The 18,672-nt window shown below is 61.6% G+C and carries 20 protein-coding genes and 4 tRNA genes; 15 read left to right on the top strand and 9 right to left on the bottom strand.

Going from position 1 to position 18,672, the window contains the following annotated elements; translation table 11 throughout:
* The first annotated feature begins 48 nt into the window (after window positions 1-48).
* The 5 genes from CAG31_RS04320 to CAG31_RS04300 all read left to right on the top strand — a co-directional run bounded on the left by CAG31_RS04320 (window position 49) and on the right by CAG31_RS04300 (window position 2,151).
* Window positions 49-1,290, top strand: coding sequence for an aspartate kinase (locus tag CAG31_RS04320; protein WP_085578225.1), 1,242 nt, complete (start codon window positions 49-51; stop codon window positions 1,288-1,290).
* Window positions 1,291-1,476: 186 nt separating this feature from the next.
* Window positions 1,477-1,665 carry a carbon storage regulator CsrA gene (csrA, locus tag CAG31_RS04315; protein ID WP_010226667.1) on the top strand — a complete coding sequence of 63 codons (189 nt, stop codon included), beginning with the start codon at window positions 1,477-1,479 and terminating at the stop codon, window positions 1,663-1,665.
* Between the two features lie 62 nt (window positions 1,666-1,727).
* A tRNA-Ser gene (locus CAG31_RS04310) sits at window positions 1,728-1,818 on the top strand.
* A gap of 107 nt (window positions 1,819-1,925) precedes the next feature.
* Window positions 1,926-2,002 (top strand) — tRNA-Arg (locus CAG31_RS04305).
* A 72-nt stretch (window positions 2,003-2,074) separates the two neighbouring features.
* Window positions 2,075-2,151 (top strand) — tRNA-Arg (locus CAG31_RS04300).
* A 19-nt stretch (window positions 2,152-2,170) separates the two neighbouring features.
* Here the strand turns inward: CAG31_RS04300 and CAG31_RS04295 are convergent.
* On the bottom strand, window positions 2,171-2,689 hold the full coding sequence (locus CAG31_RS04295) for a DUF4124 domain-containing protein (protein ID WP_085578224.1): 519 nt from the start codon (window positions 2,687-2,689) through the stop codon (window positions 2,171-2,173).
* A gap of 321 nt (window positions 2,690-3,010) precedes the next feature.
* Here CAG31_RS04295 and mgtE point away from each other — a divergent pair, with 321 nt between their 5' ends.
* The gene (gene mgtE, locus CAG31_RS04290; RefSeq protein WP_085578223.1) at window positions 3,011-4,453 is read left to right on the top strand and encodes a magnesium transporter; all 1,443 of its coding nucleotides are present in this window, start codon (window positions 3,011-3,013) and stop codon (window positions 4,451-4,453) included.
* Window positions 4,454-4,570: 117 nt separating this feature from the next.
* Here the strand turns inward: mgtE and CAG31_RS04285 are convergent, their stop codons facing one another.
* On the bottom strand, window positions 4,571-4,897 hold the full coding sequence (locus CAG31_RS04285; protein ID WP_003178899.1) for an Arc family DNA-binding protein: 327 nt from the start codon (window positions 4,895-4,897) through the stop codon (window positions 4,571-4,573).
* Window positions 4,898-5,285: 388 nt separating this feature from the next.
* Here CAG31_RS04285 and phnN point away from each other — a divergent pair, with 388 nt between their 5' ends.
* Window positions 5,286-5,858: a phosphonate metabolism protein/1,5-bisphosphokinase (PRPP-forming) PhnN gene (phnN, locus tag CAG31_RS04275; RefSeq protein ID WP_085578221.1), complete on the top strand. Its 573-nt coding sequence runs from the start codon at window positions 5,286-5,288 to the stop codon at window positions 5,856-5,858.
* Here phnN and CAG31_RS04270 read toward each other — a convergent pair.
* Together CAG31_RS04270 and CAG31_RS04265 are read right to left on the bottom strand one after the other, a co-directional pair.
* Window positions 5,833-6,012 carry a PA3371 family protein gene (locus CAG31_RS04270; protein WP_085578220.1) on the bottom strand — a complete coding sequence of 60 codons (180 nt, stop codon included), beginning with the start codon at window positions 6,010-6,012 and terminating at the stop codon, window positions 5,833-5,835. The two genes, phnN and CAG31_RS04270, sit on opposite strands and share 26 nt — an antisense overlap.
* 19 nt (window positions 6,013-6,031) lie before the next feature.
* On the bottom strand, window positions 6,032-6,262 hold the full coding sequence (locus CAG31_RS04265) for a hypothetical protein (protein WP_085578219.1): 231 nt from the start codon (window positions 6,260-6,262) through the stop codon (window positions 6,032-6,034).
* Between the two features lie 280 nt (window positions 6,263-6,542).
* Between CAG31_RS04265 and CAG31_RS04260 the strand changes: the two genes are divergently transcribed.
* Window positions 6,543-6,619, top strand: a tRNA-Arg gene (locus tag CAG31_RS04260).
* A gap of 62 nt (window positions 6,620-6,681) precedes the next feature.
* Here CAG31_RS04260 and CAG31_RS04255 read toward each other — a convergent pair.
* Window positions 6,682-8,124 (bottom strand): lysozyme inhibitor LprI family protein, encoded by a 1,443-nt coding sequence (locus CAG31_RS04255; RefSeq protein WP_256576386.1) that lies wholly within the window; start codon window positions 8,122-8,124, stop codon window positions 6,682-6,684.
* Between the two features lie 164 nt (window positions 8,125-8,288).
* On the opposite strand from CAG31_RS04255, the gene CAG31_RS04250 reads away from it, so the two are divergent.
* From CAG31_RS04250 to CAG31_RS04235, 4 genes are all read left to right on the top strand, one after another.
* Entirely contained in the window at window positions 8,289-9,893 is a 1,605-nt protein-coding gene (locus tag CAG31_RS04250; RefSeq protein WP_085578218.1) for a tetratricopeptide repeat-containing response regulator, read from the top strand.
* Complete coding sequence (locus CAG31_RS04245; RefSeq protein WP_085578217.1) at window positions 9,890-10,582, top strand: sensor histidine kinase KdpD; 693 nt, start codon at window positions 9,890-9,892, stop codon at window positions 10,580-10,582. Before CAG31_RS04250 ends, CAG31_RS04245 begins: the two co-directional genes overlap by 4 nt.
* Before the next feature lie 231 nt (window positions 10,583-10,813).
* Window positions 10,814-12,055, top strand: coding sequence for a glutamine synthetase family protein (locus CAG31_RS04240; protein WP_170930267.1), 1,242 nt, complete (start codon window positions 10,814-10,816; stop codon window positions 12,053-12,055).
* 69 nt (window positions 12,056-12,124) lie between these two features.
* Window positions 12,125-13,474, top strand: a complete 1,350-nt coding sequence (locus tag CAG31_RS04235; RefSeq protein WP_085578215.1) for an MFS transporter — start codon at window positions 12,125-12,127, stop codon at window positions 13,472-13,474.
* 80 nt (window positions 13,475-13,554) lie between these two features.
* On the opposite strand, the gene CAG31_RS04230 is transcribed toward CAG31_RS04235, so the two are convergent.
* The 4 genes from CAG31_RS04230 to flgA form a co-directional block, all read right to left on the bottom strand.
* The gene (locus CAG31_RS04230; RefSeq protein WP_085578214.1) at window positions 13,555-14,301 is read right to left on the bottom strand and encodes a flagellar brake protein; all 747 of its coding nucleotides are present in this window, start codon (window positions 14,299-14,301) and stop codon (window positions 13,555-13,557) included.
* 92 nt (window positions 14,302-14,393) lie between these two features.
* Window positions 14,394-14,861 carry a flagella synthesis protein FlgN gene (locus tag CAG31_RS04225; RefSeq protein ID WP_085578213.1) on the bottom strand — a complete coding sequence of 156 codons (468 nt, stop codon included), beginning with the start codon at window positions 14,859-14,861 and terminating at the stop codon, window positions 14,394-14,396.
* Between the two features lie 48 nt (window positions 14,862-14,909).
* Window positions 14,910-15,236, bottom strand: coding sequence for a flagellar biosynthesis anti-sigma factor FlgM (flgM, locus tag CAG31_RS04220; RefSeq protein ID WP_085578212.1), 327 nt, complete (start codon window positions 15,234-15,236; stop codon window positions 14,910-14,912).
* A gap of 150 nt (window positions 15,237-15,386) precedes the next feature.
* Window positions 15,387-16,148, bottom strand: a complete 762-nt coding sequence (flgA, locus tag CAG31_RS04215) for a flagellar basal body P-ring formation chaperone FlgA (protein ID WP_085578211.1) — start codon at window positions 16,146-16,148, stop codon at window positions 15,387-15,389.
* An 82-nt stretch (window positions 16,149-16,230) separates the two neighbouring features.
* On the opposite strand from flgA, the gene CAG31_RS04210 reads away from it, so the two are divergent.
* The 3 genes from CAG31_RS04210 to flgB all read left to right on the top strand — a co-directional run bounded on the left by CAG31_RS04210 (window position 16,231) and on the right by flgB (window position 18,669).
* Entirely contained in the window at window positions 16,231-17,163 is a 933-nt protein-coding gene (locus CAG31_RS04210) for a chemotaxis protein CheV (protein ID WP_085578210.1), read from the top strand.
* Window positions 17,164-17,210: 47 nt separating this feature from the next.
* The gene (gene cheR, locus CAG31_RS04205; RefSeq protein ID WP_085578209.1) at window positions 17,211-18,038 is read left to right on the top strand and encodes a protein-glutamate O-methyltransferase CheR; all 828 of its coding nucleotides are present in this window, start codon (window positions 17,211-17,213) and stop codon (window positions 18,036-18,038) included.
* 223 nt (window positions 18,039-18,261) lie between these two features.
* Window positions 18,262-18,669, top strand: a complete 408-nt coding sequence (flgB, locus tag CAG31_RS04200; RefSeq protein WP_085578208.1) for a flagellar basal body rod protein FlgB — start codon at window positions 18,262-18,264, stop codon at window positions 18,667-18,669.
* Window positions 18,670-18,672 lie beyond the last annotated feature (3 nt).

Raw genomic sequence — 18,672 nt, 5'->3', positions numbered from 1 at the left:
CGTTCGAGTGATTATTGGGCGCCCTTCATGGGCAGAGGCGGCTTTGAAATGGCTTTGATCGTACAGAAATTTGGAGGCACCTCGGTCGGCAGCGTCGAGAGAATCGAGCAGGTCGCCGACAAGGTTAAGAAATTCCGCGATGCCGGCGATGACCTGGTGGTTGTGCTGTCTGCAATGAGCGGCGAAACCAACCGTCTGATCGATCTGGCCAAGCAAATCAGTGGCGACGACCAGCCGGTTCCCCGTGAACTGGACGTGATCGTCTCCACCGGTGAGCAGGTCACGATCGCCCTGTTGGCCATGGCGCTGATCAAGCGCGGTGTGCCGGCGGTGTCGTACACCGGCAACCAGGTGCGGATCCTGACGGACAGCGCGCACAACAAGGCGCGCATCCTGCAGATCGACGACCAGAAGATCCGCGGCGACCTGAAGGCCGGCCGCGTCGTCGTCGTCGCCGGTTTCCAGGGCGTCGACGAACACGGCAACATCACCACCCTGGGCCGTGGCGGTTCCGACACCACCGGCGTGGCGCTGGCCGCCGCGCTCAAGGCTGACGAATGCCAGATCTACACTGACGTCGACGGTGTCTACACCACTGACCCGCGTGTGGTGTCCGTGGCTCAGCGCCTGGACAAGATCACCTTCGAGGAGATGCTGGAAATGGCCAGCCTCGGCTCCAAGGTGCTGCAGATCCGTGCGGTGGAGTTCGCCGGCAAGTACAACGTCCCGCTGCGCGTACTGCACAGCTTCAAGGAGGGTCCGGGCACCCTCATTACCATTGATGAAGAGGAAACCATGGAACAGCCGATCATTTCCGGCATCGCCTTCAACCGCGATGAAGCCAAGCTGACCATCCGTGGCGTGCCAGACACCCCGGGCGTGGCGTTCAAGATTCTCGGCCCGATCAGTGCCGCGAACATCGAAGTCGACATGATCGTGCAGAACGTCGCGCACGATAACACCACCGACTTCACCTTCACCGTGCACCGCAACGACTACCAGTCCGCGCAGACTGTGCTGGAAAACACCGCCCGCGAGATCGGTGCCCGTGAGGTCGTCGGCGACACCAAGATCGCCAAGGTCTCGATCGTCGGCGTCGGCATGCGTTCCCACGCAGGCGTTGCTAGCCGCATGTTCGAATCCCTGGCCAAGGAAAGCATCAACATCCAGATGATCTCGACCTCGGAAATCAAGGTGTCCGTGGTGATCGAAGAGAAGTACCTGGAACTGGCCGTGCGCGCCCTGCACACGGCTTTCGAACTGGACGCTCCAGCCCGCCAGGGCGAGTGACGCGTCACCTGAAGGGCGCGGTCTGACCGCGCCCTTTATTTTTTGAATGGCGCAGACGGGAAACTGTTCTTTTGCTTGTGCTGGTCAATACTCAGGCATGTAGGGCTACGATCGCTCCGGTTGTAGGTCGGGTGCCTTTTTTTTGCAGACTGTTGTCCCTGAACTGAAATGCGTGAGGAGAAAGGTATGCTGATTCTGACTCGTCGGTGCGCAGAAAGCCTGATTATCGGTGATGGCGAAATCACCGTGACCGTGCTCGGCGTCAAAGGAAATCAAGTGCGCATCGGCGTCAACGCCCCCAAAGAGGTGGCCGTGCACCGTGAGGAAATTTACCTGCGTATCAAGAAAGAGAAGGACGAAGAACCAACCCATTAATTTTTATCGATTTTTATGTTTGCAAACGGGGAAGAAGCTGGTTAATATACGCCCCGTGTTGCGGAGAGCTGGCCGAGTGGCCGAAGGCGCTCCCCTGCTAAGGGAGTACACCTCACAAGGGTGTCGGGGGTTCGAATCCCCCGTTCTCCGCCATTATTTTCGTAGTTCGTTGTAATCTGGCTTTTTCGGTAAGTTGTTGAAATTACTAGAAAAAGTGCTTTACAAAAAGATTCAACGGTCTATAATGCGCGGCAACAAATGCACTCGTAGCTCAGCTGGATAGAGTACCCGGCTACGAACCGGGCGGTCACAGGTTCGAATCCTGTCGAGTGCACCATTTAAGAGTTGTTTATAGCGATATAGGCAACTCGGCTTCAACCAGTTGTGGTCTGGTCTAAAAACACAAAATGCACTCGTAGCTCAGCTGGATAGAGTACTCGGCTACGAACCGAGCGGTCACAGGTTCGAATCCTGTCGAGTGCACCATACACCAAAAAGCCCGCGTTTAACGCGGGCTTTTTGCTGTCCGGGATTTGGCTTTTCCCGTCACGCATCCTTTCTCGTCAAAATCCACCTGCGCACTGCGGCCCCGTTTGAGGTCGTAGCGATAGGTCATGGATGAATTGCGCTGGGTGATCTTGTCCGGTTTGCCCAGGGCGCTCTCGACATCCAGCGGGTTCATGCCGGTGATGACTCTACGGTTGATGATCGCTTCACGCCTCTGCCTGGCGTCGATCAGGTTGCCGCAGGGGTCTTGTGCGCGGCCGATGATGGCCGGCTCGCGCCTTTTGCCTGGGTGGCCGGCGGTTTCTTCATGACGGGCTTCCGGCAGCAAGGGTACGACCGACCCCGGTGCGTAGGGGCTTACTTCGTGTCGTGAAAGGCGTTCGCCATTTGTGCAGCTCAAGGTGGTGAAGGTGATGCGCCCGTCTTCGGCCTCGCAGCGATGGACGGTGGTCGCCCCGGCGGCGGGCGGCAGGCAGAGCAGGGTGGTCAAAACGATCGGGGTTGGTTTCAAGGGCATCGGGCGTCCTCCGTGACGGGCAATGTTCAAGGGTAGCCGCTGCTTTTTCCGTTGCCGGTGTGTTTTCTTTTCAGGATGAGTCGTCGCAGTTCCATGGATCAGGGCGGCGCTGAGCTTTGTCTCGCAAGCGCTTGTTTCAGCCATGATTTTTTAACGTTTTAAACCGTCAGGCGGTGTATCATTGCGCCCGTCAGCCCCGCCGGGGCTTATGGAAAACCTCCATGGACTTACCCAGTAGTTGTTCAGTAGCCCGTTTCACCAATCAAGAATTGACTGATTGATCCTTCCGGCGTGCCCCGCTGCTGGGAGTGGAGTTCGCCTATGTCTGAAGTTGAAGTAAAGAAAACACAGGAAAGCTTGCAGGATCGCCTGGCTCAGGTCGTTGAGCTGCTGCAGCGCCAGAAGGTCGTCGAAGACCTGACCCATCGCCAGGAAGGCGCTCATCACGACCGGGTCGAGAACCTGGTTCACCGGCAAAACCTGGTCGAGCTGCAGCGCAAGCTCGATGACCTGCACTCCGCCGACGTCGCCTACATCCTCGAAGCCTTGCCGCTGGACGACCGTCTGACGCTCTGGCAACTGGTCAAGGCTGACCGCGACGGCGACATCCTTCTTGAAGTGTCCGATTCCGTCCGTGAGTCGCTGATCGCCGACATGGACGATCACGAGCTCCTGGCCGCCGCCAAGGAGCTGGACGCCGACGAGCTCGCCGACCTGGCCTCTGAGTTGCCGCGGGACGTCGTCCACGAGCTGATGGAGTCCCTCGACAACCAGCAGCGCGAGCGTGTGCGTTCGGCCCTGTCCTATGACGAGGAGCAGGTCGGTGCGCTGATGGACTTCGAGATGGTGACCATCCGTGAGGATGTCAGCCTGGAAGTGGTGCTGCGTTACCTGCGTCGTCTCAAGGAGCTGCCGGGCCATACCGACAAGCTGTTCGTGGTCGACTACGACGGCGTGCTCAAGGGCGTGCTGCCGATCAAGCGTCTGCTGGTCAACGATCCTGAGAAGCAGGTTGCCGAAGTCATGGCCAGCGATCCGGTGAGTTTCCACCCGGACGAGGACGCCTACGACGCAGCACAGGCGTTCGAACGGTACGACCTGGTCTCTGCCCCGGTGGTGGACAAGAACGACAAGCTGATCGGCCGTCTGACCATCGACGAAATGGTGGACCTGATCCGTGAGGAAAGCGAAAGCGAAGTCCTCAACATGGCGGGTCTGCGCGAAGAGGAAGACATCTTCGCTTCGGTCTGGAAGTCCTTGCGCAACCGCTGGGCTTGGCTGGCGATCAACCTGATCACGGCGTTCGTCGCCTCGCGGGTGATCGGCCTGTTCGAAGGCTCGATCGAGAAGTTGGTGGCGCTCGCGGCGCTGATGCCGATCGTGGCGGGCATCGGCGGCAACTCAGGCAACCAGACCATCACCATGATCGTCCGGGCCATGGCGCTCGATCAGGTCAGCACCGGCAACACCTCGCGCCTGATGCGCAAGGAGCTGGCGGTCGCCCTGATCAACGGTTTGATCTGGGGCGGCGTGATCGGTGTGGTCGCTTACCTGCTGTACCACAGCTGGTCGCTCGGAGTGGTGATGACGGCGGCCATGACCCTGAACCTGCTGCTGGCGGCGTTGATGGGGGTGCTGATCCCGATGACGCTGGCGAAGATGGGGCGTGACCCGGCCATGGGCTCCAGCGTGATGATCACCGCGATGACCGACAGCGGCGGTTTCTTCATCTTCCTGGGGTTGGCGACGATCTTCCTGCTCTGACCGCACCTGAAAAGCCCGCCCATCGGCGGGCTTTTTGTTGCCTGCCAAAAAGCGCTTGGCCGAATGCCGGGCAAAAAAAAGCCAGCATGCAGGCTGGCTTGAGATGTTCTGTGCGGCTCAGGACGCGTCGGCGGCCATTTCGGCGTCGTGGGCGATCAGCGACACCAGGGCGTTCTGCTGGCGGTGGGAGAGCTGACGGAAGCGTTGCAGCAGTTCGCGTTCGTGCAGCGACAGCTCGGGGCTGTCCAGGCGCATGCTCAACTCTTCGCCCAGTGCGCCTTCCTGAATGAGGCTCTGCTCAAGACGGGCAATGATCTCTGAGTTCATGCTGCGGTGATGATTGCGAGCCACCTCGGCGATGCGTTCACGCATTCCGTCTGGCAGGCGTACGACGAACTTGTCAGCCGTGCGGCTGGAATAAATTGCCTGTTTCAATGGGCGCATATAGTTAACCGGTTAGTTCAGGGGAGCGGTTCTCGGAATTGGCCGCAGGATGAGTGGTAGGACAAGCACCCTCGCCAAATGGTTCAACCTGAATTGTTAAGAGGCCCGCATCATGCCTCAAAATTGCCAGATCCTTGGCGTCAATTCTGTGACAAATATTGATCTGGGTAAAGGCGTAATGCCAGCACCAATTATCAGAAATGCGGACTGGTTTGAAAAGATCGCCCAGTGCGCATCGCCGACCGCATCCCGATGCACGAGAACGGGTGCCCGACGGCGCCAGAACGTGCATGCTATGTGGCTTCGATCCTTCTTCCCTACCTTTTAAAGGATAGTGGCAAATGGCCGATTTTCTAGGGCGCAACCGTTGCCGGAGGGCATTTTCAGGATGGACGGCAGGCTGATTTACCTGATGGGGCCGTCCGGTTCGGGCAAGGACAGCCTGATCGACGCTGCGCGCGAACCGCTCAGGGCGCTCGGCTGCGAAGTGGTGCGGCGGGTGATCACCCGGTCGGCGGAGTCGGTGGGCGAAGAGGCGGTCGGCGTGACGCCGCAGGAGTTCGAGCGACGCCGCAGCGCCGGCGATTTCGCGCTGTCATGGCAGGCCAACGGCCTTAGCTACGGCATTCCGGTGCAGATCGATCAATGGCTGCAGTCCGGGCGGCATGTGCTGGTCAACGGCTCGCGCGGACACTTGGCCGAGGCGTTCGAGCGCTATCCGACGCTGTTGCCGGTGCTGTTGACGGTGCGGGATGACGTGCTGCGCGAGCGCTTGCTCAGGCGGGGGCGGGAAACCCTGGCGCAGATCGATGCGCGGCTGGCGCGCAATGCGTTGTTCGTGGCGGGCGATGCGGTCGGCGAGGCGCCGATCCATCGGCTCGACAATTCGGGGGCTTTGGCGGACACCGTCGCCCGCTTGCTGGCGTGGGTGAAGCTCAGCGCAGCACCGGGTCGAACTTGATCTTGCGGCCGGCCACCAGCGCCAGCACGAACAGGACGGCGAATGCGCCGCAGCCGATCAACGGCAGGGAAATCTCCGTCTCTTCGAAGAGCGAAAGGTGAGCGATGCCGCTGAGCAAGGCGAGGATCAACAATCCCAAGGCCGATCTGGACATGCAGTCCTCCTGAAAAAAGTTAGAACGCCAGGCGCTCGGTCGATTGCGCCGGCAATGCGTGCCCAGGCTCGTTGACCTCCTGCGGCGCGAAGACTTGGCGGTCGCTCAGCACCGCCCATTGCGGCGCTTTCTGCACCATCAGGTAGTGCGGCAGGCGTTGGGCCACCGAGGCGTCTTCCTGTGGCGCAAAATGAAACCCCACCAGAACCGCGAGGGCGATCGCATTGGCGAGCAAGAGAGCGCTGTTCATGGGCTGATCTCCGTTTGTTCTTTGGGAACAAGCGAAGCAGCCGGCGTGCCAATAGTCTAACCGCTGTGAAGTCCTTTAAAAACAAGCATTTGAAAGGGTCTTTCGCAGGGGGTGACGTGCATTTCGCAAGGGTGGCCTTTTAATGGGATGCAAAATGCACGACGAAAGCTCCCGCGACATTGCAGGGTGCCTGCCTACGCTCAAAAAGCCCTACGGATGACATGACAAACAGGGGCATGGCCGTTAACATGCACGCCGTCCGTCACAACGGCAACCGCGTGTCCCAGTAGCTCAATTGGATAGAGCATCCCCCTCCTAAGGGGAAGGTTGGCAGTTCGAACCTGCCCTGGGACACCATCCTTTCGAAAGCCCCGTGCAGAGCGATCTGGCGGGGCTTTTTCATGGTGTTCCGCCGGCCCTCAAAAGAGCCCGATCCCTTCTTCAGCCTTGCCGATCGTGGCGCTGACCTCGGTAGCTCGGCGCCGGCCGTTGACCGAATAACTCCGCTCCTGACCCTCAACCCCGGGTTTGCGCAGTGTGAGCAATGCGGGCAATCCATCCTTTTCGCTGTAGCTGCCGAACCAGTTGTTCAGCTTGGCGATGAAGCACTCGTTGCCGATGGTCACCGCCATGTCCGTGACCGATTCGATGGCGTAGTAGCCCGCACCGTAGCTGTAGTAGTCATCGTCGCCTTGCCCGGAGGCCGGAATGGGGCAGAGGGGGGCCGTGCCCTGCTTGAGCTGTTGGGGGTTGCCGGCGTTCGATTCGGTCAAGGCTTCGGTGAGCGCCGTTTGCAGGCCCGGTTCCAGCGTGTAGCTGGCGTTGTTGTCTTCGGCGTACTGGGTGGCGGGTACGGTCAGTCGGTACTCGTAACGGACCGTCACGGTGGGGATCTGGCTGTTGATTTTCAGCGGGTTGAGCAGATAGAGCCGGTCGGTGCCGTAGGAGCCGTTGAAGTAGGTGAGGTACATCCTTCCGTGAGATTCGATCCAGCCAACCGATTGGTTGGCGCCGCGATCACTGGTCGATAACGAGTAGCGGTCATTGATCGCTTCAGGATCGTAAGGGGCCTTTCGTCGTGTGAACCGCGCTCCGTCGCGATGGAACGTTTCATAGGTGTTGACCAGGCCGGTTCCGCCGGAATAGGTGGAGACGAACAGATCCCGTTGGCCATCGCCGTCCAGGTCAATCAAGGTGTAAGTGGCCCGGCCTTGCTCCGCATCCGCATCAAGGCCGGAGGCGTTCAGGGCTTTCCATTCATCCGGCGAGACCCCTTCGGGCCGGGCCTTGGGGAAGGTCGTTTGATCGTAGGCGTCGTCTTCGCTCGGATCGCCGGAGAACGAGGTTTCGTCTCTTTTGGCCGAGAGCGTGCCCAGTGCCCCTTCCAGCGCAAACTCCGGGTTGTCCTCGATCTTCTTGAGAATGCGTTGGTGCAGATCCTCCATGACCTCCCGGTCGACGTCGTCGGGCTTGTAGGCGACGGCCTCGATCCACTGCGCGTGCAAGGTCTGCAAGCGATCCTGGTACTGCTGGTGCAGGCAAGCGATGTTGTCGGCGCACCCGTCACGGGTCTTCAGCCATTGGCGCTGGCTCGACTTCAGTTCGGCCTGCGCCTGCGGGGCGGCTTTGATCAGTTTGCGGTAGGTCGAGCCCATCTCCGCATCCAGCCCATACAGCGGTTTGTCCGCGCAAATGGCGTGTTCCACGACACTTTGCGCCTTCTCGCAATCCATGCCGCTCGCCCAAGCGGCCTGGGCGAACAACAACGCACACGCCGATACAACACAGCTTCCTTTGATGAACACGATCAATCCCTTGCGGTTGGATGAAAAGAACAGCCGCGAAGGGTAATCCCGCCGCAAGGAATCTTGAAGCCCGGCTTCAAGAGAACCGTTGATCCGGCCGATAACCCTTGGGGTGACGGCGGAATCGCGCGAAATCGCTTGATAGCATTTGGCCTGCCGTTATCATCTGCGCGCCTGCGCAAAGCCTCGATCCGTCCTCTTCAATTGCCTGGAAATCCTCGATGTCGTCGTATCACCAAAAGAGTTTTCTGATCGTCGATGATTTTTCGGATTACCGCAGTTCCGTGCGTTCTATGCTGCGCGAGCTCGGGGTCAAAGACGTGGACACCGCCGACAGCGGCGAGCAGGCGCTGAAGATGTGTTCGCAGAAGTCCTACGATTTCATCCTCCAGGACTTCCACCTGGGGGACGGCAAGAAGAACGGTCAGCAGGTGCTGGAAGACCTGATGATGGAAAAGCTGATCAGCCACGAGGCGGTGTTCGTGATGGTCACCGCCGAGACCAGTCAGGCGATGGTGCTCAGTGCCCTGGAGCACGAGCCCGATGCCTACCTGACCAAGCCGTTCAACCGCATTGGCCTGGCCCAGCGCCTGGAGCGCCTGGAGCAGCGCAAGACCCTGCTCAAGCCGATTCTGCAGGCCCTGGACCGCGGCAAGCCGGTCGAGGTGCTCAACGCCTGCATCGCCCTGTGCAAGCAGGACATCCGCTATTCGCCGCTGTGCCTGCGCTACCGCGCTGATGCCCTGCGCGACATGAACCAGAACGAAGCGCTGGAACGCCTGTACGACAGCATCCTGGCCGACCGTCCGTTGCCGTGGGCGTTCGCCGGGCTGGGCCAGTTGCTGTTCAAGCGCGGCCAGATCGCCCAGGCCAAGGGCGTCTATGAAAAGGCCCTGAAAATGTTCCCGATGATGCCGGCGCTGTACGACGGCATGGCCGAGGTGCTGGTGGCCGAGGGCGACAGCAAGGGCGCGCAGAAAGTGCTCGAAGAAGCGATCCGCCTGTCGCCGCTGGCGGTGCGCCGGCAGGCGCTGCTGGGCAAGCTGGCGATGGCCAACGAAGATTTCGACACCGCCTCCCGCGCCTACCGCCAGGCCGTGCACCAGGGCGCGCAGTCGCGCTTCAAGGATCCGGAAAGCAATCTCGGCCTGGCCCATGCGCTGATCAGCAAGGGCAGCGAGAAGGGGCTGGACACCCGGACCCGGCTGGAGATCAACACCACCCTCAGCCTGGTGGCCAAGGAAAACCCGTCCGATCCGGGCCTGCAGATCCGTGCGCGCCTGATGAAGGCCACCAGCCTGTTGCTCAACGATGCCGAAACCGCCGAGAAGCTCACCGAGCAGGCGTTGCTGCGCCTGGACGGCATGGAGCAGTTCATGAGCCCGGAAGCGGCGCTGCTGGTGGCCAAGCAGTTGCAGATGCTCGGCCAGACCGAGGCGGGCACCTCGGTGCTCAAGAGCTGCGCGGAAATCTACGGCGACGATCCGACGGTGATGAAAGACATCGCCAAGCTGACCGACGACCCGGCTATCCTCAGTTCCAGCAACGCCGCCGCCGAACTCAACCGTCAGGGCGTGCGGGTGTACAAGACCGGCAACCTGGCCGAAGCCCGCGAGGTGTTCCGCCGGGCGCTGAAGATGCAACCGAAGAACATCAGCATCGCGCTGAACATGGCGCAGTCGCTGCTGCACGGCACCGACACCAAAGTGCCGTCGGCGGAGCTGGAAGAATGTCGGGCCTGCCTGAAAACGGTTGGCCTGATGCCCGACACCGACGCGCGTTACCCGCGCTACCAGAAGCTGAAAAGCAAGGCGTTTGGCGAATGAACCGAGACGAGCAGGCACTGGATTTCTCCACGGTGATCGCATCCACCGTGCACGACATGAAGAATTCTCTGGCGATGCTGACCCAGGCCCACAGCCAATGGCTGGCGCGGCTGCCCGAGGCGCAGCGCCAGGGGCCGGAGCAGGGGGTGATCGACTTCGAGTTCGCGCACCTCAACGGCATGCTGGTGCAGCTGCTGGCGCTGTACAAGCTGGGCGTCAACCAGATGCCCCTGCAGCCGGCCTACCACGAGCTGGACGACTTCATCGAAGCGCAACTGGCCGCGCACCAGGAGGTGTTCGCCAGTCGCGGGATCGTGGTCACGTACGAGGTCGATCCCCTCAGCCCGCTGGGCTTCTTCGACCGCGAACTGGTCGCCTCGGTGCTGGGCAACATCATCAACAACGCAATCCGTTATGCTCGGGAGTCGCTGCTGATCACCGTCAGCGACGAAGCCGGGCAATTGGTGCTGAGCGTCAACGACGACGGCGAAGGCTACCCGGCCGAGATGCTTGAGCGCCAGGCCGACTATGTGCAGGGCATCAACCACAGCAGCGGCAGCACCGGGCTGGGGCTGTACTTCGCCGGGCGCATCGCCGCGCTGCATCAGCGCAACGGTGTCGAGGGGCGTACCGAGATCCGCAACGGCGGCCCGTTGGGCGGTGGGGTGTTCAGTCTCTATTTGCCGTGAAGCCCCGGCTTTTCAGGTGTTCTGCCGGTTGTTCGGCTTTTTGTTGGCGACTGCTTGATATTCCGAACAGCCGAAGCCTATTTTGTACGGGTCGCCGTTCGCGGCTCGCACAATAACAAGGATTGCGTCATGACAACCGATGGCCAGCGTTCACTCGCGCAGCGATTGACGGGCATTGATGAGATTGAATGTGTCACGCCGGATTTGAACGGCGTGCCACGGGGCAAGGTGATGACCGCCGAGGGCTTCCTCGAAGGGCGGCGTCTGCAGTTGGCCCGGGGGGTGCTGCTGCAGTGCATCATGGGCGGCTATCCGCCGGCGCGGTTCTACGGCAGCGACGACGGCGACCTGGCGCTGGTGGCCGACCCTGCGCAGATCCATCGCCTGCCGTGGAGCGAACAGCCCCGGGCGCTGGCGATCTGCGACGCCGACGAGCTGACCGGCGAAAGCTCCAGCCTCTCCACCCGCGGCCAGCTGAAGGCGGTCATCGCCCGTTACGCGGCCCGCGGCCTGGCGCCGGTGGTGGCGACCGAGCTTGAGTTCTTTGTCTTTGCGCCGAACACTGATCCGACCCAGCCGTTCCAGCCGCCGCTGGGCCTGGACGGGCGCCGCGAGGACGGCCATTCGGCGTTCAGCGTCAGTTCCAACAACGGCCTGCGGCCGTTCTTCAGCGACGTCTATAAATGCATGGCGGCCCTGGGCCTGCCGCGCGATACCTTCATGCACGAGATGGGCGTCAGCCAGTTCGAGATCAACCTGCTGCACGGCGATCCGCTGCTCCTGGCCGACCAGACGTTCCTGTTCAAGCACCTGCTCAAGGAAGTCGCGCTCAAGCACGGCCTGACCGTGGTGTGCATGGCCAAGCCGCTGGCGCACACGCCGGGCAGTTCGATGCACATTCACCAGAGCATCGTCGAAACCGGCAGCGGCAAGAACGTGTTCAGCGACGAGGCCGGGCAGCCGACCGCGATGTTCCGCCACTTCATCGGCGGGCAGCAGGCGGGCCTGGCCGACTTCACCGCGCTGTTCGCGCCGAACGTCAATTCGTACCAGCGCCTGTGCCATCCCTATGCGTCGCCGAACAACGCCTGCTGGTCCCATGACAACCGTGCGGCGGGCCTGCGCATTCCCGCCAGCTCGCCGGTGGCCCGCCGGGTCGAGAACCGCTTGCCGGGCGCCGACGCCAACCCGTACCTGGCGATCGCCGCCAGCCTGGCCGCCGGCCTGCACGGCATCGAGCATGAGCTTGAGCCGACCGCGCCGATCCAGGGCGAGTTCGAGGTGCCGGACAATCTTTCGCTGCCATGTACCTTGCACGCGGCGCTGGAGCGTCTGAAGCGTAGCCAGTTGGCCCGGGAACTGTTCGGCAAGGAGTTCATCGAAGGCTACATCGCTTCGAAGAGCATGGAGTTGACCAGTTTCCTCGATGAAATCACTCCCTGGGAACGGCGCGTTCTAGCTGCCCAGGCCTGACGAACCGCCGCCGTCGGGCTATCGTTCGGATAGCCCGACACTTACCGCAAGGAGCCGCTCGGAACGCCGATGCGCCAAATCTGGAAATCCTTTCGAGCGCTGTATTTCGCCTCGCTGATGATGCTGATCGGTTCGGGCCTCCTTTCCACTTATCTGGCTTTGCGCCTGGCGGCCGACCATGTCGACGGACTGTGGGTCGGTGCGTTGATGGCGGCCAACTATTTCGGCCTGGTGCTGGGCGGCAAGATCGGCCACCGGCTGATCGCCCGGGTCGGGCATATCCGCGCCTATTCCGCGTGCGCCGGGATCGTCGGTGCGGCGGTGCTGGGCCATGGCCTGGTGGACTGGCTGCCGGCGTGGCTGGTGCTCAGGACCATCGTCGGCCTCGGCATGATGTGCCAGTACATGGTCATCGAGAGCTGGCTCAACGAGCAGGCCGACGCCAACCAGCGCGGCCTGGTCTTCAGCGGCTACATGATCGCCTCGTACCTGGGGCTGGTGCTGGGCCAACTGATCCTGGTGATGCATCCGGGCTTGGGCCCGGAGCTGTTGATGCTGGTGGCGCTGTGCTTTGCCCTGTGCCTGGTGCCGGTGGCCCTGACCCGGCGGATTCACCCCGCGCCGCTGCACCCGGCGCCGATGGAACCGCGCTTCTTCATCAAGCGCGTGCCACAGTCGCTGAGCACGGTGCTGGGGGCGGGGCTGATCATCGGTTCGTTCTACGGCCTGGCGCCGCTGTACGCCTCGCAGCAGGGGCTGTCCACCGAGCAGGTCGGTCTGTTCATGGGTAGCTGCATCTTCGCCGGGCTGCTGGTGCAGTGGCCGTTGGGCTGGCTGTCGGATCGTTACGACCGGGCGTTGCTGATCCGCAGTTTTGCCTTGGTGCTGGCGGTGGCCGCGTTGCCCCTGGCGATCCTGCCGCAGGTGCCTTTGGAGGTGTTGTTCATCGTCGGCTTCCTGTGTTCGCTGGTGCAGTTCTGCCTGTACCCGTTGGCGGTGGCGTTTTCCAACGACCATGTCGAGAGCGAGCGGCGGGTGTCGCTGACGGCGATGCTGCTGGTGACCTACGGCGTGGGCGCGAGCATCGGTCCGCTGGCGGCAGGGGTGCTGATGAAGCTGTTCGGCAGCCAGAGCCTGTATGCGTTCTTCACGTTCTTTGCGCTGGTGCTGGTGTGGCGGATCCGGCCGAAGGCCGTGACCAACCTGCATCAGGTCGACGACGCGCCGCTGCATCACGTGGCGATGCCTGACAGCATGTCCAGCTCGCCGCTGGTGGCGGCCCTTGACCCGCGCGTGGACGAGCAGGTGGTGCAGGAGCAGATGCACAGTTCGGTCAGCCCGGAGCCTGCGGCGGATGCCGATCCGGCAGCGGCGGGGGATGTGCCTGCCGAGGCGGACGCCGAGCCTGCCAAGCCCTGACGGGCCCTTTCCTTTGCCGCAACGAAAAACGGGCAGTCACCCTGAGTGACTGCCCGTTTTTCATGGCGCTGGCCTGACGGTCAGAAGTCGTCCTTGTCGAAACGACGGGCCTCGCGCTGCAGTTGGTAGACGAAACGCTCGACGTTGCGCGCCGCCGGGCCGCTGATGTTGTGAAAGCGCAGGCCGGCGAAGGTCATGTTGAGCTTTTCTTCGAAATGCAGGTAGCGCAGTTCGACCGAGGCCGACTGGTTGCCGAACAGCGGGGGAGCGATCAGGCGGTCGTAGACCTGGCCCAGTTGCAGGCGCCCGGTGATGTCGCCTTCGAAGCGCAGCTTGCAGCCGGTGGCGGAAATGTCGAGCAGTTTGCCGGAGAGGGGCGACTTGAGCTTTTCGCCGCCCAGTTCGACATTGACCAGGTCGGTCAGCTTCAGGGCCGCGCGAAAGGCGTTGCGGCGCTGGTGGTAGACCACTTCGGTCGGCATGGCGCCGCTGTAGAAGCGGTCGCCTGCGGATTCTTCGATGGTCAGCGGGGTGCTGCATTCCCAGGCGATGCGTACGCCCTCGTGGAAGCCTTCGACCTTGAACGGCTCGCCGGCCTGGAGGAAACGCTCGCCGTCGCGCGGGATCATTTCGTCCAGGGCGATGGTGCCGCTGTCACGGTCGACCTTGATCAGGTAGCTCTGAAAGCGCTGGCTGCGCTCCAGGAACGTGATGATCAAAGGGTCGTGGCTTTCTTGCAGCTGGCGCAGGTTGCTGGAGATCTCCAGGGGCGTGGTGAGCACCTTGGGTGGCTGCGGAGCATCATCCGCGCTGAGGGCATTGGACACGTTGAATCAATCTCCAGACAAAATTTGACTACGGCTAGCCAGCATTTTGCCAGCATGTTTCACGTGTTGATAGGGCGCCGGCATGGAAGGGCTCACGCCTGGCTGAGTGCGCGTGGTTTCTGCAGGTTCGCGAAGGCGCCGCTGGCATCGTAGAGCGCGGGAGGCTCGCCGCCGGTGAGGATCTTCAGCTGGTTGGCCGTGGCGGCCTGCTGGATCCGGATCGACTGGCCGTTCTTGAGGTTGGCGGCGTGGCACTGGGCGATCAGGTCGGTCAGCACGTCGCTCTGGGACAGCAGCCGGTCGCCGACGCTCGATTGGCTGGCCAGTTGCTCCAGGCCTTGGCGGTCAGCGGGCAGGTTGAGGCTGGCGAGGATCTCGCTGCGCTTGCGGCCATGCTGTTCGAGCAGAATGATCAACGCCTGCTTGCTCGCCAGAATTTCTTCCAGCAGCGGCATGTCGCGACCGTGCAGGGCGAGGTACTCGCTTTGCAGCAACTCCAGCAATTGTTGAGCTGGAGCAAAGTCGTCGATGATCAGTTGCAATAAAGTTGTGTCGTGCATGGCTGGCCTTGGGTTTTAAGCGTCCAAAAGCCTGGCGCAGACCGGGGCCTAGCGCTGGGCTTCGAAGTTGAGCAGTTTGCTGGCTACACGGTTGCTGTCGACCTTGTAGCTGCCATCGGCGATCGCCGCCTTCAACTCGGCCACCCGGCCTTTGTCGACGACGGGCTGGTCGCGCAGCTTGTCAGTGATCTTCTGCAACTGTTGAGCCTCATTGCTGAGGTGTACCGATTCCCCGCTTTTTGCGGCAGTGGCCTGTTCGGCCGGGGCGTTCAGCGGTGCGGAAGCGCCGGTTTCGGCGGTTTCCTTGGGAGCGCTGGTGCGTGTGCCGCCCGTAAGTGACGAGGAGCTGTTCAAACGGCTGAAATCGATGACCATGTCAAAAAAACCTCTGGGAATTTGGACGCTTGCCATGTTCTCGGCCATCCCCTGGAAAACTTTAGGCCCTTTCGTCAATGAGCCTGCAAGCGCCGGCACGTCTGCCGATGCGGCACAGTTTAGGGAACGGCTGCGGTCTGCGCCAGTTTTCTACATCGCCACTTCCACTTGGCCGGGCGCGATGACCTGCGCCTTGATGACCCGTTGGGAATTGAGGTTCTTCACCCGGATCTGTTCCTTGAGCCCGCCGTTGGACAGGGCTTCGCCCGGCATGCGCACGGCCAGCGTGCCGCTGCGGGCGGTGATGACCACCTGATCGCCTTTGCGCACGACTTCCGCCTGCTCCAGGTGCACCAGCGTGATCACCTGATCGGCGACCGTTGGTCGGGTCAATTTCTGCCCGATCGCCTGATCCACCGACGTCAGGAAACCTTGGTTGATCTGACTCACGTCGCGCTCGCGCAAGGTCACGTCCTGGGGTTCGATGATCCCGGCGCGCTTGAGGGGACGGGTGGTGGTCACGATCTCGCGAAACAGGCGGACTTGAGCGGGCACGAACACCGTCCAGGGGGATGCGCCTTCGCAGCGCACCTTGACCGTCACCCGTCCCAGCGGACGTGCGGGACTCTCCAGGGAGGCTGTCAATTCCTTGTCGCACATAGGCATGCGCATGCGCGGGTCGAGCTGGTTGACTTCGATTTCGTAGCGGCCTTCCGTTTGACTGGTGGCCAGATAGTCTTCTACGGTGAATTCAAGAAAGCCTTGAGTGACGCCGATAAGCATGTCAGGCAAGGTAACCGCATCAGCAACGGCAGGGCTGCCAGCGAAAAAGAAGCAAACGGCCGACGCCGCGCAAAGCCATCTGCGGATCGGGGATGCCGGGCGTCGAAAAAATGTCGTTTGAGTGTTCATACGGGTTAAAAAGCAAGCGCCGTGCCGTTTGGCAACGAATGTGCGTCGCAACAACACTTGGCGTTGGCGTAGGAGTCTGTGCATGGCTGGTGTAATGGATTCGGTGAACCAGCGCACGCAACTGGTGGGGCAGAATCGCCTGGAGCTGCTGTTGTTCCGTCTCGACGGTCAGCAGCTCTACGGGATCAACGTGTTCAAGGTTCGGGAAGTGCTGCAATGTCCCCAACTGACGCTGATGCCCAAGTCCAGTCCTGTCGTGTGCGGGGTGGCGAATATCCGGGGGGCGACCATTCCGATCCTTGATCTGGCGATGGCGACCGGTTCCGGGGCTTTGAAAGACAAGAACAGTCCGTTCGTGATCATCACGGAGTACAACACCAAGACCCAGGGTTTCCTGGTGCGCTCGGTGGAGCGCATCGTCAACATGAACTGGGAAGAGATCCATCCGCCGCCCAAGGGCACCGGTCGCGATCACTACCTGACCGCTGTGACTCGGGTGGACAATCAGTTAGTCGAAATCATCGACGTCGAGAAGGTGCTGGCGGAAGTCGCGCCGACGCCGGAGGCGATTTCGCACGGCGTGGTGGACGTCGAGACCCAGAGCAAGGCGTTGTCGCTCAGGGTGCTGACGGTCGACGACTCGTCGGTGGCGCGCAAGCAGGTCACGCGTTGCCTGCAGACGGTGGGCGTCGAGGTGGTGGCGCTGAACGACGGCCGGCAGGCGCTGGATTACCTGCGCAAGCTGGTCGACGAAGGGAAGAAGCCGGAAGAAGAGTTCCTGATGATGATCTCCGACATCGAGATGCCGGAGATGGACGGGTACACCCTCACGGCCGAGATCCGCAGCGACCCGCGCATGCAAAAGCTTCACATCATCCTGCATACTTCGTTGTCGGGTGTGTTCAATCAGGCGATGGTCAAGAAGGTCGGTGCCGATGACTTCCTAGCCAAGTTCCGTCCTGATGACCTGGCATCCCGGGTAGTCGACCGGATCAAAGCAGCAGATATCAGCTAGGGGCGTTCGCCCCTGGCGGTCAACACGATTTAAGAGGCGGCATCAATTTGTCTACGGGTAATTTGGATTTCGAACAGTTCCGGGTGTTCCTGGAGAAAGCCTGTGGCATCTTGCTCGGTGAAAACAAACAGTATCTGGTGTCGAGCCGTCTCAACAAACTGATGGAGCAGCAAGGCATCAAGTCCCTGGGTGAGCTGGTGCAGCGCATCCAGACCCAGCCGCGCAGCGGTTTGCGCGAGCAGGTGGTCGATGCCATGACGACCAACGAGACCCTATGGTTTCGCGACACCTATCCGTTTGAGGTCCTCAAGAACAAGGTGCTGCCCGAGGCGATCAAGGCCAGCCCCAACCAGCGTCTGCGGATCTGGTCGGCGGCCTGCTCGTCGGGCCAGGAGCCGTATTCGCTGTCGATGTCGATCGACGAGTTCGAGCGGACCAACATCGGCCAGCTGAAGATGGGCGTGCAGATCGTCGCCACCGATCTGTCCGGCAGCATGCTGACCAACTGCAAGACCGGCGAGTACGACAGCCTGGCCATCGGCCGCGGTCTGTCCGCCGATCGCCTGCAGCGCTACTTCGATCCGAAGGGGCCGGGCCGCTGGGCGGTCAAGGCGCCGATCAGGAGCCGGGTGGAGTTCCGCTCGTTCAACCTGCTCGACAGCTACGCCAGCCTCGGCAAGTTCGACATCGTGTTCTGCCGCAACGTGCTGATCTACTTCTCCGCCGAGGTGAAGAAAGACATCCTGATGCGCATCCACAGCACGCTGAAGCCGGGCGGTTACCTGTTCCTCGGCGCTTCCGAAGCGCTGAACGGGCTGCCCGACCATTACCAGATGGTGCAGTGCAGCCCGGGGATCATCTACCAGGCGAAGTGACCGGCACATGGCGACACAAGAAACGGGAGTCCGCGAGGGCTCCCGTTTTTTTGTGCCTCAAGCGGCAGAAAAGCGGCAGGCGGCGGAAACCCGTTGCCGCTTTTCTGGCATTGCCGCCTTGCCGTTGGTCGGCAAGGCCCCGTAATCCGGGGCTTTTATAAATTGGCATGCCGCTTGCTATAACCCGATTACGAAAAACTCCGGTCACCTGAAGGTTCCCGACATGAGCATCAGCTTCGACAAAGCGCTCGGCATCCACGAAAAGGCTCTGGGCTTCCGCGCCCAGCGCGCCGAGGTGCTGGCCAACAACATCGCCAACGCCGACACCCCGAACTACAAGGCCCGGGACCTGGACTTCTCCAAGGTGCTGGAGGCCCAGAGCCAGAAGAACGCCAACGGCACCTTCGCCCTGAACATGACCAACAGCCGTCACATCGAGGCCGAAGGCCTGGGCAACGGCGACGAGTCGCTGATGTACCGCACGCCGATGCAGCCGTCGATCGACCAGAACACCGTGGACGCCCAACTGGAGCAGTCGAACTACGCGCAGAACGCGGTCGGCTTCCAGGCCAGCTTCACCCTGCTCAACAGCAAATTCAAAGGGCTGGTATCGGCCCTGCGCGGAGAGTAATCC

This window comes from Pseudomonas sp. R25(2017) (genome assembly GCF_002112565.1).
Classification (GTDB): domain Bacteria; phylum Pseudomonadota; class Gammaproteobacteria; order Pseudomonadales; family Pseudomonadaceae; genus Aquipseudomonas; species Aquipseudomonas ekonensis.
The sequence above is the reverse complement of the archived record's forward strand: the minus strand, read 5'-3'. Positions and strand labels throughout refer to the sequence as shown.

Bases quoted from the DNA above. Each gene is read 5' to 3' on its own strand.
- CAG31_RS04320 (WP_085578225.1), top strand. From the start codon at position 49: ATGGCTTTGATCGTACAGAAATTTGGAGGCACCTCGGTCGGCAGCGTC.
- csrA (WP_010226667.1), top strand. From the start codon at position 1,477: ATGCTGATTCTGACTCGTCGGTGCGCAGAAAGCCTGATTATCGGTGAT.
- CAG31_RS04295 (WP_085578224.1), bottom strand. From the start codon at position 2,689: ATGCCCTTGAAACCAACCCCGATCGTTTTGACCACCCTGCTCTGCCTG.
- mgtE (WP_085578223.1), top strand. From the start codon at position 3,011: ATGTCTGAAGTTGAAGTAAAGAAAACACAGGAAAGCTTGCAGGATCGC.
- CAG31_RS04285 (WP_003178899.1), bottom strand. From the start codon at position 4,897: ATGCGCCCATTGAAACAGGCAATTTATTCCAGCCGCACGGCTGACAAG.
- phnN (WP_085578221.1), top strand. From the start codon at position 5,286: ATGGACGGCAGGCTGATTTACCTGATGGGGCCGTCCGGTTCGGGCAAG.
- CAG31_RS04270 (WP_085578220.1), bottom strand. From the start codon at position 6,012: ATGTCCAGATCGGCCTTGGGATTGTTGATCCTCGCCTTGCTCAGCGGC.
- CAG31_RS04265 (WP_085578219.1), bottom strand. From the start codon at position 6,262: ATGAACAGCGCTCTCTTGCTCGCCAATGCGATCGCCCTCGCGGTTCTG.
- CAG31_RS04250 (WP_085578218.1), top strand. From the start codon at position 8,289: ATGTCGTCGTATCACCAAAAGAGTTTTCTGATCGTCGATGATTTTTCG.
- CAG31_RS04245 (WP_085578217.1), top strand. From the start codon at position 9,890: ATGAACCGAGACGAGCAGGCACTGGATTTCTCCACGGTGATCGCATCC.
- CAG31_RS04240 (WP_170930267.1), top strand. From the start codon at position 10,814: ATGACCGCCGAGGGCTTCCTCGAAGGGCGGCGTCTGCAGTTGGCCCGG.
- CAG31_RS04235 (WP_085578215.1), top strand. From the start codon at position 12,125: ATGCGCCAAATCTGGAAATCCTTTCGAGCGCTGTATTTCGCCTCGCTG.
- CAG31_RS04225 (WP_085578213.1), bottom strand. From the start codon at position 14,861: ATGCACGACACAACTTTATTGCAACTGATCATCGACGACTTTGCTCCA.
- flgM (WP_085578212.1), bottom strand. From the start codon at position 15,236: ATGGTCATCGATTTCAGCCGTTTGAACAGCTCCTCGTCACTTACGGGC.
- flgA (WP_085578211.1), bottom strand. From the start codon at position 16,148: ATGAACACTCAAACGACATTTTTTCGACGCCCGGCATCCCCGATCCGC.
- CAG31_RS04210 (WP_085578210.1), top strand. From the start codon at position 16,231: ATGGCTGGTGTAATGGATTCGGTGAACCAGCGCACGCAACTGGTGGGG.
- flgB (WP_085578208.1), top strand. From the start codon at position 18,262: ATGAGCATCAGCTTCGACAAAGCGCTCGGCATCCACGAAAAGGCTCTG.